This is a genomic window from Stenotrophomonas sp. YJH_SMC_14-1 (assembly GCF_059372275.1).
On sequence record NZ_JCAFVK010000001.1, the window covers coordinates 222285 to 234045 of the forward strand.

The 11761-nt window shown below is 67.8% G+C and carries 12 protein-coding genes; 7 read left to right on the forward strand and 5 right to left on the reverse strand.

All coding sequences use genetic code 11. From position 1 onward, the window contains the following. Positions 1-9: 9 nt before the first annotated feature. On the reverse strand, positions 10-1068 hold the full coding sequence (gene purM / locus AC5P9P_RS01195) for a phosphoribosylformylglycinamidine cyclo-ligase (protein WP_005412508.1): 1059 nt from the start codon (positions 1066-1068) through the stop codon (positions 10-12). Between the two features lie 99 nt (positions 1069-1167). Between purM and AC5P9P_RS01200 the strand changes: the two genes are divergently transcribed. From AC5P9P_RS01200 to hda, 3 genes are read left to right on the forward strand one after another with little or no spacing between them, the layout of a single operon-like run. Further along, positions 1168-2307 (forward strand): DUF2066 domain-containing protein, encoded by a 1140-nt coding sequence (locus AC5P9P_RS01200; protein ID WP_049403272.1) that lies wholly within the window; start codon positions 1168-1170, stop codon positions 2305-2307. Then, a complete protein-coding gene (locus AC5P9P_RS01205; protein ID WP_005408407.1) occupies positions 2304-3473 on the forward strand; it encodes an AI-2E family transporter in 1170 nt (389 codons plus the stop codon). The genes AC5P9P_RS01200 and AC5P9P_RS01205 overlap by 4 nt, the downstream gene beginning before the upstream one ends. Further along, positions 3473-4180, forward strand: coding sequence for a DnaA regulatory inactivator Hda (gene hda / locus AC5P9P_RS01210; RefSeq protein WP_005408408.1), 708 nt, complete (start codon positions 3473-3475; stop codon positions 4178-4180). Before AC5P9P_RS01205 ends, hda begins: the two co-directional genes overlap by 1 nt. Before the next feature lie 529 nt (positions 4181-4709). On the opposite strand, the gene murU is transcribed toward hda, so the two are convergent. From murU to AC5P9P_RS01230, 4 genes are all read right to left on the reverse strand, one after another. Then, positions 4710-5420 carry an N-acetylmuramate alpha-1-phosphate uridylyltransferase MurU gene (gene murU / locus AC5P9P_RS01215; protein ID WP_033835551.1) on the reverse strand — a complete coding sequence of 237 codons (711 nt, stop codon included), beginning with the start codon at positions 5418-5420 and terminating at the stop codon, positions 4710-4712. Continuing rightward, entirely contained in the window at positions 5417-6442 is a 1026-nt protein-coding gene (locus tag AC5P9P_RS01220; protein WP_033835552.1) for an aminoglycoside phosphotransferase family protein, read from the reverse strand. Before AC5P9P_RS01220 ends, murU begins: the two co-directional genes overlap by 4 nt. 64 nt (positions 6443-6506) lie before the next feature. After that, a complete protein-coding gene (locus AC5P9P_RS01225) occupies positions 6507-6776 on the reverse strand; it encodes a GlsB/YeaQ/YmgE family stress response membrane protein (protein ID WP_005408411.1) in 270 nt (89 codons plus the stop codon). 68 nt (positions 6777-6844) lie between these two features. Further along, complete coding sequence (locus tag AC5P9P_RS01230) at positions 6845-8338, reverse strand: M20 family metallopeptidase (protein ID WP_033835553.1); 1494 nt, start codon at positions 8336-8338, stop codon at positions 6845-6847. Positions 8339-8537: 199 nt separating this feature from the next. Between AC5P9P_RS01230 and AC5P9P_RS01235 the strand changes: the two genes are divergently transcribed. The 4 genes from AC5P9P_RS01235 to AC5P9P_RS01250 all read left to right on the forward strand — a co-directional run bounded on the left by AC5P9P_RS01235 (position 8538) and on the right by AC5P9P_RS01250 (position 11688). Then, a complete protein-coding gene (locus AC5P9P_RS01235; RefSeq protein WP_024958219.1) occupies positions 8538-8864 on the forward strand; it encodes a ComEA family DNA-binding protein in 327 nt (108 codons plus the stop codon). Positions 8865-9216: 352 nt separating this feature from the next. Beyond that, positions 9217-10302 carry a L,D-transpeptidase gene (locus AC5P9P_RS01240; protein WP_033835554.1) on the forward strand — a complete coding sequence of 362 codons (1086 nt, stop codon included), beginning with the start codon at positions 9217-9219 and terminating at the stop codon, positions 10300-10302. 17 nt (positions 10303-10319) lie between these two features. Then, positions 10320-11045 carry a murein L,D-transpeptidase catalytic domain family protein gene (locus AC5P9P_RS01245; protein ID WP_005408415.1) on the forward strand — a complete coding sequence of 242 codons (726 nt, stop codon included), beginning with the start codon at positions 10320-10322 and terminating at the stop codon, positions 11043-11045. Positions 11046-11079: 34 nt separating this feature from the next. Further along, positions 11080-11688, forward strand: coding sequence for a HutD/Ves family protein (locus AC5P9P_RS01250; RefSeq protein WP_005412516.1), 609 nt, complete (start codon positions 11080-11082; stop codon positions 11686-11688). The last annotated feature ends 73 nt before the right edge of the window (positions 11689-11761 follow it).

An 11761-nucleotide genomic window follows, 5' to 3' on the forward strand; every position in this document is an offset into this window, starting at 1 on the left:
TTGCCGGCGTCAGCCGATGTGGACGCGTTCGGCGCCTTCGGCGGTGACCACCTGGCCGATGGTCCAGTGCTCCAGGCCCTGCGCCTTGACTGCATCGGAAACGGCAGCCACCTGGTCCGCTGCGACGATCAGCACGAAGCCGATGCCGCAGTTGAAGGTGCGCCACATCTCGCTGTCGGCCACCGCGCCTTCCTTCTGCAGCCACTGGAACACCGGCGGCAGGGTCCATGACGACGCCTGGATGTCCAGGCCGAGGCCGTCGGGCACTACGCGGATGATGTTCTCGGTCAGGCCGCCGCCGGTGATGTGGGCCATGCCATGGATGGCCTCGCCGTGCGACTTCAGCAGCGACAGGATCGGCTTCACATAGAGGCGGGTCGGTGCCATCAGCGCATCGACCAGCTTCACGCCGCCTTCCAGCTCCAGATCGGCCGGGCGACCGGCGCGGTCGTAGATGCGGCGCACCAGCGAGTAGCCGTTGGAGTGCGGGCCGGAGGAGGCGATGCCGATCAGCACGTCGCCGGCGGCCACGCTGGCGCCGTCCTTCAGCTCGCTCTTCTCCACCGCGGCGACCGTGAAGCCGGCCAGGTCGTATTCGCCGGGGGCGTACATGTCGGGCATTTCAGCGGTTTCGCCGCCGATCAGCGCACAGCCGGCCTCGGTGCAGCCGTTGGCGATGCCGCCCACGACCGCTGCGGCGGTGTCGATGTCCAGCTTGCCGGTGGCGAAGTAGTCCAGGAAGAACAGCGGTTCGGCGCCCTGCACCAGCACGTCGTTCACGCACATGGCGACCAGGTCGATGCCGATCGTATCGTGGCGGTTCAGCTGGTGGGCCAGCTTCAGCTTGGTGCCCACGCCGTCGGTACCCGACACCAGCACCGGCTCGCGGTACTTGTTGGACAGGTCGAACAGGGCACCGAAGCCACCCAGGCCGCCCATCACTTCCGGGCGGAAGCTGCGCTTGACCAGGGGCTTGATCCGCTCGACCAGCGCATTGCCGGCGTCGATGTCGACCCCCGCGTCACGGTAGGTGAGGGGGGAGGGGGCGGAAGACGGGGTGTTGGTCACGGGCGTCGGCGCTGGCAGGGGTTGAACGGGCGATTTTAACAGGCCGCATTGGCGCAAAGGCCGTATTCGGGCAACAATTCCCCCGGATACGTCGAGCCAATGGATGTCCTGATGCGCCGCAGCCTGATTCTGACCCTGCTCCTTGCGCTGAGCCTGCCGGTGGCCACGATGGCCCAGAGCGGCCTTCGCACCGAGGGTGATGTCGCCACCGCCAGTGGCGCGTACGAGGCCGAAGTGCCCGTCAACAGCCAAGCCGAGGCCGATCGCAACGGCGCCCTGGCCCGCGCCCTGAGCGTGGTACTGGGCAAGCTGTCCGGCGACCGCAGCGTGATGTCCCGCCCCGGCGTGGTGCAGGCGCTGCGCAACGCCAAGGACTACGTGGCCAGCTACGACTACAAGCAGGACCAGAGCGTGGGCGCCAGTGGCGCCCCCAGCTTCCGTACCCTGCTGGTGGCCCGCTTCCGCGAGGATGATGTCGACTCGCTGGTGTCGGCGCTGGGCCTGCCGCTGTGGCCGCAGCCGCGACCGAAGCCGGTGCTGTGGCTGGCCGTCGACGATGGCAGTGGCCCGCGCCTGGTCAGCGTGCAGCAGGCCAACGCCGCCCGGCCGTTGCTGAACCGCGCCATCGAGCGCGGCTACAAACTGGGCCTGCCCAGTGGTGGCGCCGCCGAACAGGCGCTGGCGGGTGCGATCTGGCGCCAGGACAGTGCCGCCGTGGCCCGTGCCTCCTCGCGCTACTCGCCGCCGATGCAGCTGATCGGCAAGTTGTACCGCGCCAATGGCGGCTGGCAGGCGGACTGGGTGTTCGTCGACAACGGCCGTGAACTGAACAAGTGGACCAGCAAGGACGCCAACGCCATGCGCGCGATGGCGGCCGGTGCCGACGGCGCCGCCGATGCGCTGGTCAAACGCTATGCCAAGGCCGGCGCCGCCGTCGGTCAGGCCGGGACCTACCGTGTGGTGGTCACCGGCATCAACAGCGCCGACGACTACCTGCGTCTGGCCGCTGGCCTGCGCGAGGTGCCGGTGGTGCGCAATGTCACCCCCCTGCATGCCTCCGCTGGCCAGCTGGAGCTGAACCTGGAGATGACCACCGGCCTGGCCGGCTTCAACCGCATGCTGGGCGACAACGGCGTGCTGGTGCCGAGCGCTCCGCTGCCGGCCCTGCCCGCTCCGATCGACGACACCACCGGTACTCCGGTGGCCGCCCCGGTCAGCAACGAGTACCGCCTGCGATGACTCTGACCCCGGAAGCGGAAATCGCGCAGTTCCTGCGCCGCCTGAAATACATCCTGTTCGCCGGCCTGATCGGCTGGGTGGTGTGGCTGCTGGCGCCGATCCTGACCCCGTTCGTGCTGGCGCTGGCGCTGGCCTGGCTGGGTGACCCGCTGGTGGACCGCATCGAGGCCACCGGCCGCTCGCGCATGACCGGCGTAGTGCTGGTGTTTGCGGCGATGGTGCTGGTGATCGTGGCGCTGCTGCTGGTGCTGGTACCGATGATCGAGCGCCAGATCACCACCCTGATCGCGGTTGCCCCGCAAGCACAGGCGTGGCTGATGGAGAAGGGGATTCCCTGGTTCGAGCAGAAGACCGGCCTGGAAGTGATGCAGTGGCTGGACCCGGACCGCCTGATCGAATGGGTGCGCAGCCACTGGCAGCAGGCCGGCGGCTTCGCCACCACGTTCATGGGCTACGTCTCGCGCTCCGGCTTCGCGATGGTGACCTGGGTGGTCAACATCCTGTTGCTGCCGATCCTGGCGTTCTACTTCCTGCGTGATTGGGACAAGCTGGTCGAGCGCGTGGCGTCGGTGATTCCGCGCAACCACATTGGCACCATCAGCGCGTTGGCGCGTGAGTCCAACGAGGTGCTGGGCGCGTTCATCCGCGGCCAGTTCCTGGTGATGCTGGCACTGGGCGTGATCTATGCCGGCGGCCTGTCGCTGGTCGGCCTCAAGCTGGGCCTGCTGATCGGCCTGATTGCCGGTCTGATCAGTTTCATCCCGTACCTGGGCGCGACCACCGGCGTGCTGATGGCGGTGATCGCCGCGCTGGTGCAGGCACAGGGCTTCGACCTGAAGCTGCTGATCCTGGTCGGCGTGGTGTTCACCGTGGGCCAGCTGCTGGAGAGCTACGTACTGACCCCACGCATCGTCGGTGACAAGATCGGCCTGCACCCGGTGGCGGTGATCTTCGCGGTGATGGCCGGCGGCCAGCTGTTCGGCTTCCTCGGCATGCTGCTCGCGCTGCCGGTGGCGGCGGTGACCAACGTGCTGCTGCGCTACGCGCACCAGCGTTACCGCCAGAGCGAGCTGTACGTGGGCGAGAAGCCGGCAATCGTGCTTGACGGCGTGGTCGATGCGCCCCATATCATCGTTCCGAACGAAAAAGGCCCCGACCTGAAGTGATGGGTGTGCCGCAACTGCCGCTGGCCCTGCATTACCCGCGGGACCAGCGCCTGGAGACCTTCATCGGCGCGCCGGATGGCGCGCTGGCGCAGCTGCGCGCGATCGCGGTGGGTGCCAGCCACGATTGGGTCTACCTGGAAGGTGCGGCGGGCACGGGCAAGACCCACCAGGCGCTGGCGATGTGTTCCAGCGCCGAGCAGGCAGGGCGCCTGCCGACCTATGTGCCGCTGGCCAGTGCGGCCGGCCGCGTGCGTGCGGCGCTGGATGGGCTGGAGGCGCGTGAGCTGGTGGCGCTGGACGGCCTGGACGAGGTTGCCGGCAACCGCGACGACGAGATCGCGCTGTTCGATTTCCACAACCGCGCGCGCGCTGCAGGCGTGACCGTGCTGTACACGGCGCAGAAGGCCCCGGAAGCGCTGGGCCTGGTGCTGCCGGACCTGCGTTCACGGCTGGGCCAGTGCGTGCGCGTGCTGCTGCAGCCGCTGGATGAGGAGGGGCGGGCAGCGGTGCTGCGCGAACGCGCGCTGCGACGCGGCCTGGCGATCGACGAGGCATCCATCGAGTGGCTGCTGTCGCATACCGGGCGCGAACTGGGTGGGTTGATCACGCTGCTGGACTGGCTGGACCGCGAGTCGCTGGCGGCGAAGCGGCGGATCACCGTGCCGTTCCTGCGCCAGGTGCTGGAAGAAGGCCGGCCCCGCTACTGAGGGTGGGTTTGTTTGCAGGGCTGCGCCCTGCACCCGCCGAATCAACGTCAACGTCAAAAGCTGGCCATCTCCGTGGGATGGCGGGGTGGGTCCGGTTGCGGGGGACGCTGCAAGTACGTCCCTGTAAGCTCGGTCGCCGCATCCATGCGGCTCACGCCCCCGCAACCGGACCCACCCCGTCTTCGACAGTTGGCCGCGATCTGCCGGGACTGCGTACTGCACTGCTGACTGCTGACTGCTGTTGGTGGGTGTCGACCTTGGTCGACACGTGTCTTGCTTGTGGTGGGTGACGACCGTTGCTCGTCACCAGAGCAAGCGCAGCGAAGCGACCCGCTTTTGCTTTTCTTTCTTTCTTCCGTGGCTGGACGCCCACGGAAACTGTCAGAGGCTGGTCGGGTGGGCCATGCAGGGGCGTTGGCGCCATGGATGGCGCCATCGAGCTTACAGGGACGTACTTGCAGCGTCCCCTGCATGGCCCACCCGCCCGGCCAAGCACGGCTTTTGATCTGAGCGACCAGCCACGAGGGGCTCAGCCGTTCGCCGCCAACTCAGCATCCAGCGCACGCAGGCGATCCACGGTGCCGACATCGGTCCAGCGCCCGCGATGGTGCTGCCCGGTCATCAACCCCTGCGCCATGAAATGCTTCTGCAGCGGCACCACCGAGAACTTCGGCGGCAGCCGCTCGCTGCCCGGCGCCTCGCCGATCACCGTGCGCCAGTCGGCCACGATCGAAGGACGGTACACGCCGATGCCGGCATAGGTCAGGCAGGGGCCTTCGCGATCGTGGTGCAGCACCCCCTGCGTATCGAGGCGGTAGTCACCGTGCGGGTGCTGAACCGGATTGTCGACCAGCACCAGGTGCGCCTGGCCCCGCGGCTCGCGCGGCAGCGTGGCGAAATCGAAATCGGTCCAGATGTCGCCGTTCACCACCAGGAACGGGGCATCGCCCAGCACCGGCAGGGCGTTGAGGATGCCACCGCCGGTCTCCAGCGGGGTCGCTCCTTCGTACAGGAAATGCAGTTGCAGGCCCCATTGGCTGCCATCGCCCAGCGTCGCCGGGAACTGTTCGGCCAGCCATGCGGTGTTGACCACCACCTCGCGCACGCCGAGTGCGGCCAGGCGTTCCAGGTGCCAGACGATCAACGGCTTGCCAGCCACTTCCAGCAGCGGCTTGGGCGTGTGCAGGGTCAGCGGGCGCATGCGCTCGCCGAGGCCGGCGGCAAAGACCAGCGCCTTCATCGGGCCACGCGCATCGGTGCACCCAGCCCGGCCAGCGCCGGCTTGATGCGCTCGTCCAGCAGCTGCTGCAGCGGTGCCAGTTCCCGATAGCGCGGCAGCACTTCATCCAGATAGGTGATGAAGCGCGGTGCGTCGTCGAGGTAATGGCCCTTGTTGTCGCGGTAACGCAGCCGGCAGAACAGGCCCAGGATCTTCACGTGGCGCTGGATGCCCATCCAGTCGGCATCGCGCAGGAAGGTGGCGCGGTCGGGCACCGGCAGGCCGGCGTCGCGGGCACGCTCGTGGTACTGCGCCAGCCACTCGTCCACACGCTCCAGCGGCCAGCTAAGGAACGCGTCCTTGAACAGGCTCATCGCGTCGTAGGCGATCGGGCCGCGCACCAGGTCCTGGAAATCCAGCACTGCGGGACCATTTTCGACCGGCATCAGATTGCGCGGCATGTAATCGCGGTGGGTCATCAGCTGGGCCTGGCCCAGCGCGTTGTCCATCAAGCGGCGGTGTACCAGCTGCAGCCCTTCGATCTCGCCACAGTCCAGCTCCAGGTTCAGGTGGCGCTGCAGGAACCATTCGTCGAACAGGCCGGCATCGCGCTGCAGCAGCGCCTCGCCAAACTGGCCGAAGTCGGCCGGCACCGGGATCGCCTGCAGGCGCAGCAGCTGTTCGATCGAACGGCCGAACCATTCATCGGCGTTGCGCTCGTCGAGGATCCTGGCCAGGGTCGGGCCGCCGAGATCTTCCAGCAGCAGGAAGCCGGCATCCAGATCCTGCGCCAGCAGCATGGGCACGCGCAGGCCGTTGTCGTGCAGCAGGCCGCGCATGCGCAGCCACGGCCTCGGATCTTCCAGCCCCGGCGGGGCATCCATCACGATGTGGCTGCCGCGCGTGCTGGTGGTGCGCCAGTAGCTGCGCATGCCGGCATCGACCGAGGCGCGTTCGACCACCGCGCTGGCATCATCGAGCTGGGTACGGGCCCACTGCAGGCGCTGCGCGCTGCGCTGGGGATCGGAGGCGGGTTCGGTCATGCAGGCATATCCGGGCGCGCCGGGCGCGCCAACGTCGGGAACAGGAAGGGAAGGAGGGACGGGGTCAGCGACGGCCGCTGAACAGGCGCAGCACGGCCAGCACGGCCACCGCACCCACTACCGCACCGAGGAAACCGGCCGGCTCACCGGGGGCGTACCAGCCCATGTACTGGCCGAACCAGCCGGCCACCAGGGCGCCAAGGATGCCCAGCACGATGGTCAGCAGGCAGCCCATGCGGTTGTTGCCGGGCATGAAGAAACGCCCGAGCAGGCCGACGAAGAAGCCGACCAGGATGATGTAGAGCCAGCTGCTGCTGCCGAACAGACCATTCATGCGCGCGATTTCCACCAAGGGTGGACGCAGCCTAGCAAGGCCAGGCTGCGTCCGTCACGGGTGCCGGATCAGCAGCAGCCGTGGTCGCCGTGGCGGGTGCCGCTGTCGGCAGCCACCGGCGAACCGCTGGTCTCGCCGCGCAGGCTGGCTGCGTAGTGCTCGCTGATCACCTTGGACACGCAGGCGGTGACCTTCTTGCCCATGGGGATGTGCAGGAACTCGTTCGGGCCGTGCGCATTGGAGTGCGGGCCGAGCACGCCGGTGATCATGAACTGGGCACCGGGGAACTTCTCGCCCAGCATGCCCATGAACGGGATCGAGCCGCCTTCGCCCATGTACATCGCCGGCTTGCCGAAGAAGGTTTGACTGGCGTCGTCGATGGCCTGGGTCAGCCACGGCGCCATCGCCGGGGCGTTCCAGCCGGTGGAGGCCTTTTCCAGGTCCAGGCTGACCTGCGCGCCATTCGGCGGGTCGCGCAGCAGCGCTTCCTTCAGCAGCTCGCCGCAGGTCTTGCCATCGGCCGTCGGCGGCAGGCGCAGCGACAGCTTCACCGAGGTCTGCGGGCGCAGCACGTTGCCGGCCGATTCCAGCGGCGGCATGCCGCCGACGCCGGTGACCGACAGCGCCGGGCGCCAGGTGCGGTTGAGCACCAGCTCGGTGAGGTCCTCGTTCATCGGGCGCAGGCCGTCGACCATCGGGAACTTCTCGAAGATCTCGGTATCCACCACTTCGGCGGCGCGCTTGGCCTGTTCCAGGCGCTCGGCCGGGATCTCGACGTTCATGCCGTCGATCAGGATGCGGCCGGTCTCCTGGTCCTCGATGCGCGAGAGGATCTGGCGCAGCAGGCGGAAGCTGGACGGGATCACGCCGGAGGCATCGCCGGAATGCACGCCTTCGTTGAGCACCTTCACGGTGAAATTGCCGCCGGTCAGGCCGCGCAGCGAGGTGGTGCACCACAACTGGTCGTAGTTGGCGCAGCCCGAATCCAGGCAGACCACCAGCGACGGCTTGCCGATGCGGTCGGCGAGGTGGTCGACGTAGGCTGGCAGGTCGTAGCTGCCCGACTCTTCACAGGCTTCGATCAGCACCACGCAGCGCGCGTGCGGCAGGCCTTGGGCCTGCAACGCCAGCACGGCGGCCAGCGAGCCGAAGATGGCGTAGCCGTCATCGGCGCCGCCGCGGCCATACAGCTTGTCGCCGCGCAGGACAGGGGTCCACGGGCCGAGGTCGTCGTCCCAGCCGGTCATTTCCGGCTGCTTGTCCAGGTGGCCGTAGAGCAGGATGGTGTCGTCGCCGGTCTCGGCGCCGGTGGCCGGAATTTCCAGGAAGATCAGCGGGGTACGGCCTTCCAGGCGCACCACTTCAACCTTCAGGCCGGGCAGCTGCTGGGCCCTAGCCCAGTTCTCCATCAGCGTGACCGCCTGTTCCATGTAGCCGTTCTGCACCCAATTGGCGTCGAACATCGGCGACTTGTTGGGAATGCGGATGTAGTCGACCAACTGCGGGACAATCTCGCTGTCCCACTTGTCATTGACGAATTGGCCGAGCTTGGCGCTGTCCATCTGAAACTCCGGTTGCATGGGCTGATGCGGCCATTCTACGCCTGTGCCGTGAGTAGGGTTTTTCCTACATCACGTCGGGTATTTGGCTGGCTTACGGAAATCCGGGAAACCGATAGGCTGTGTGCATGTGGTGACGGACACTGTTCCTGCCGACGGGATTGCCGGTCGGGGCGGCCAGAATCACAAGGAGATACACGTTGTGCCTTGGTTTGTCGTGTTGAGGGCACTGGTGCTGGTCATGGGGATCGCTGGGGCGCATGCCGCCGAACCGATCGACATCAACCGCGCCGATGCCCAGGCGCTGCAGCAGGGATTGACGATGGTCGGAGCCGCCAAGGCCGAGGCGATCGTCGAGCACCGGCGCAGACACGGCCCGTTTCATCGCGTCGAGGACCTGACGCAGGTGAAGGGGATAGGGAAAGCAATCGTCGAACGGAATCGACAGCGGATCACCGTAGGCAACAGGTTGTTGCCGGCGGATCCGGTACCCGGATCGGTACCGGTGCGAACCGTACCGAGGCGCTGACAGCAGGAATCGTCGGAACCGGCAGGAAGCTGGTTCAGCGGTCACGGACAGGATGGCCGTGACCACCGACCGCCGCAGGACGCGGCACCAATCACCAGGATGGTGGCATCACAGACCTGTGGAAGGGGCTGAGATACAAACAGGACAGACGCGGCCGCGTGCAGGATGCAACGCTACCCCCACAGCGCAGGATGCGAGGGGGCGGCAGCAGGCCGACAAGGACGTAACGATTGCCCGGTACGACACATGGCTGTGTCGCCGGGCAGTTTCATTTCCGGCGTCTGGTTTTGCCGCGGCCACCACGGGCCGATGGTGTACGGTGGCCGCACCGCATGGAAAGGACCCCCGCTGGATGCTCCCGCACCGCCCCACCACCCTGATGCTCGCCCTTGCACTGGCCCTGCCGCTGCTGGCCCATGCCGCTGCGCCGACAGCGGCTGCCAAGCCCACGGCTGCCGCAGCCAGCAGCGCTGAAGTGCGCGGGCCGACCGACCTCAAGCCGGGCGAATACCTCTGGCATCCGGAAATCTCGCCGACCGGCCCGATCGTGCTGGTGGTCAGCCTCGATGAGCAGCGCGCCTACGTCTACCGCAACGGAATTGCCATCGGCCTGACCACGATCAGCTCGGGCAAGGCCGGGCACGAGACGCCAACCGGCGTGTTTACCATCCTGCAGAAGGACAAGGACCACAGGTCCAACCTCTACAACAGCGCGCCGATGCCGTACATGCAGCGGCTGACCTGGGACGGCATCGCCCTGCATGGCGGCAGCCTGCCCGGGCATCCCGCCTCGCACGGCTGCGTGCGCCTGCCGCAGGCCTTCGCGCAGAAGCTGTTCAGCGAAACCCAGCGTGGCGATACCGTGGTCGTGGCCGATGCCAAGAGCTCACCGATGACCCTGGCCTATCCGTCGGTGCTGGCGCCGGTGAACGCGCGCGGCCAGCCGCTGCCGGAGGCCGAGGGCGGAGCCCCGGCACAGGCCTGGTGGGACGACAGCGCGGCGCCGGCCGGGCAGGTCGGCATCCTGGTCAGCCTGCACGACCAGCGCCTGTACGTGCTGCGCGATGGCGTGATGATCGGCGAGTCGCCGCTGAAGGCTGACGCCCTGCCGGCGTTCCAGGGCACCACGCTGTTCGTGATGGGGCAGGGTTACAGCGACACCCCCAGCCCGCTGGACGTGAACCAGCGCCTGCACCAGTGGACGGCCTACCCGTTGCTGGGCCAGGACCGTGCCCAGGCCACGCCGGACCTGCTGGCCACGCCCTCGCTGCCGATGGCGCTGCCGCCCGATTTCGCCCGCCAGCTGTACCAGGTGCTGGTGCCGGGCACGACCCTGCTGGTGACTTCGCTGCCGGCGGTCCGCCCAAGCCCGGCTGAATCCGGAATGCAGCCGGTCTTGGAATCCGAGCCGCCAGGGTCCACCCTCAAGGGCAACTGAGTGCCCTCGTTGTGCCCATGACTGCATCCCGCCTGTGCCGGCTGGCCGCGTTCGGCCTGCTGGCGACCTCGGCCAGCGCCCCGGCGCTGGCACAGACGCCCGCCCTTGCCACCAGCGCCGATGATCTGGCTGCCCTGCTGTCGCGCAGTGCGCCCAAGGCCGACCGCCACGTGTTGCAGCTGGCGGCGCACGCCATGCGCTGTGCGCTGCAGCGGCCGGAACTGGGCATCAATGGTGATCGCCTCAGCGTGATCGACTATTCGCGCCCGTCCACCGAGCCGCGCCTGTGGGTGTTCGACCTGGCCCACCAGCGCCTGCTGTTCGAGGAGTGGGTGGCGCATGGCCGCAACAGTGGCGAGAACCGCACCGAGCACTTCTCCAACCGCGATGGCAGTTTCATGTCCAGTCTCGGCGCGTTCACCGCGCAGGAGACCTACATGGGTGGCAATGGATATTCGCTGCGCCTGGCCGGGCTGGAACCGGGCTTCAACGACCGCGCGCGTGACCGAGCCATCGTCATCCATGGTGCGCCATACGTGAACCCGGCTGCCGCGCAGCTGCAGGGGCGGCTGGGCCGCAGCCTGGGTTGCCCGGCGGTGCGCCTGTCGGTGGCCAGGCCGCTGATCGATGCGTTGCGTGGCGGCACGATGGTGTTTGCTTACTACCCCGACCAGGATTGGCTGAAGCACTCGCAGCTGCTGGCCGGCGGGTGCGGTGGCCAGGGCACGCTCGCCACGCGGTGATGCACGACGGCGTGCGGCATGATGCAATGCGCCGATGAACATCGACTCCCTGCTGCACACTCCGAGCCAGGTGATCTCCAGCCTGGACTACCGCCGCGAACGTTGGCGCAACGGCCTGGGCTGGACCCGCGAGATCCTGCGCCTGCCCGCGCAGGGCGATGACTGGGCGCTGCGCCTGTCGGTGGCCGAAATCGAACAGGATGCCGCGTTCTCTGCCTTCCCCGGCGTGGAGCGCGAACTGGTGTTGCTGCAGGGCAATGGCGTGCGCCTGCGCTTCGACGATGGACGCGTGGCGGAAGTGCTGCCGCCACACGGACGAGTGCGCTTTGCGGGTGAGGAGACACTGCACGGGGAACTGGTCGATGGCACCACCCACGACTTCAACCTGATGTGGAAGCGCGAGCTGCTGCAGGCCGAACTGCTGCACCGGCCGCTGGTGGGCGCGATGTTCTTCTTCTGCGAACCGGGCGTGGCCTGGGCGCTGCATCTGCTGGCCGGTCAGGCGGAGTTTGGTGCCGACAGCGGGCTGCCGGCGTTGCAGGCGGGCGATACCGCATGGTTGGCGGCCGGCGAACGTCAGCGGCACGCATTGCAGGGCGGTGGCGAGTTGCTGGCGATACGGGTCAGTGCAGCAGCGGGATGATTCCTGGGCGCCGGTGGGCGCCATCCACGCATGGCGTGGATCTACAGCTGTGCGGTTGTCACCATGCCTGGGC

Excerpts from the sequence above, each read along its gene's own strand:
- AC5P9P_RS01225 (WP_005408411.1), bottom strand. The coding sequence starts at position 6,776 with ATGAATGGTCTGTTCGGCAGCAGCAGCTGGCTCTACATCATCCTGGTC.
- murU (WP_033835551.1), bottom strand. The coding sequence starts at position 5,420 with ATGAAGGCGCTGGTCTTTGCCGCCGGCCTCGGCGAGCGCATGCGCCCG.
- AC5P9P_RS01245 (WP_005408415.1), top strand. The coding sequence starts at position 10,320 with ATGACTGCATCCCGCCTGTGCCGGCTGGCCGCGTTCGGCCTGCTGGCG.
- AC5P9P_RS01240 (WP_033835554.1), top strand. The coding sequence starts at position 9,217 with ATGCTCCCGCACCGCCCCACCACCCTGATGCTCGCCCTTGCACTGGCC.
- AC5P9P_RS01205 (WP_005408407.1), top strand. The coding sequence starts at position 2,304 with ATGACTCTGACCCCGGAAGCGGAAATCGCGCAGTTCCTGCGCCGCCTG.
- AC5P9P_RS01220 (WP_033835552.1), bottom strand. The coding sequence starts at position 6,442 with ATGACCGAACCCGCCTCCGATCCCCAGCGCAGCGCGCAGCGCCTGCAG.
- hda (WP_005408408.1), top strand. The coding sequence starts at position 3,473 with ATGGGTGTGCCGCAACTGCCGCTGGCCCTGCATTACCCGCGGGACCAG.
- AC5P9P_RS01200 (WP_049403272.1), top strand. The coding sequence starts at position 1,168 with ATGGATGTCCTGATGCGCCGCAGCCTGATTCTGACCCTGCTCCTTGCG.
- AC5P9P_RS01230 (WP_033835553.1), bottom strand. The coding sequence starts at position 8,338 with ATGGACAGCGCCAAGCTCGGCCAATTCGTCAATGACAAGTGGGACAGC.
- AC5P9P_RS01250 (WP_005412516.1), top strand. The coding sequence starts at position 11,080 with ATGAACATCGACTCCCTGCTGCACACTCCGAGCCAGGTGATCTCCAGC.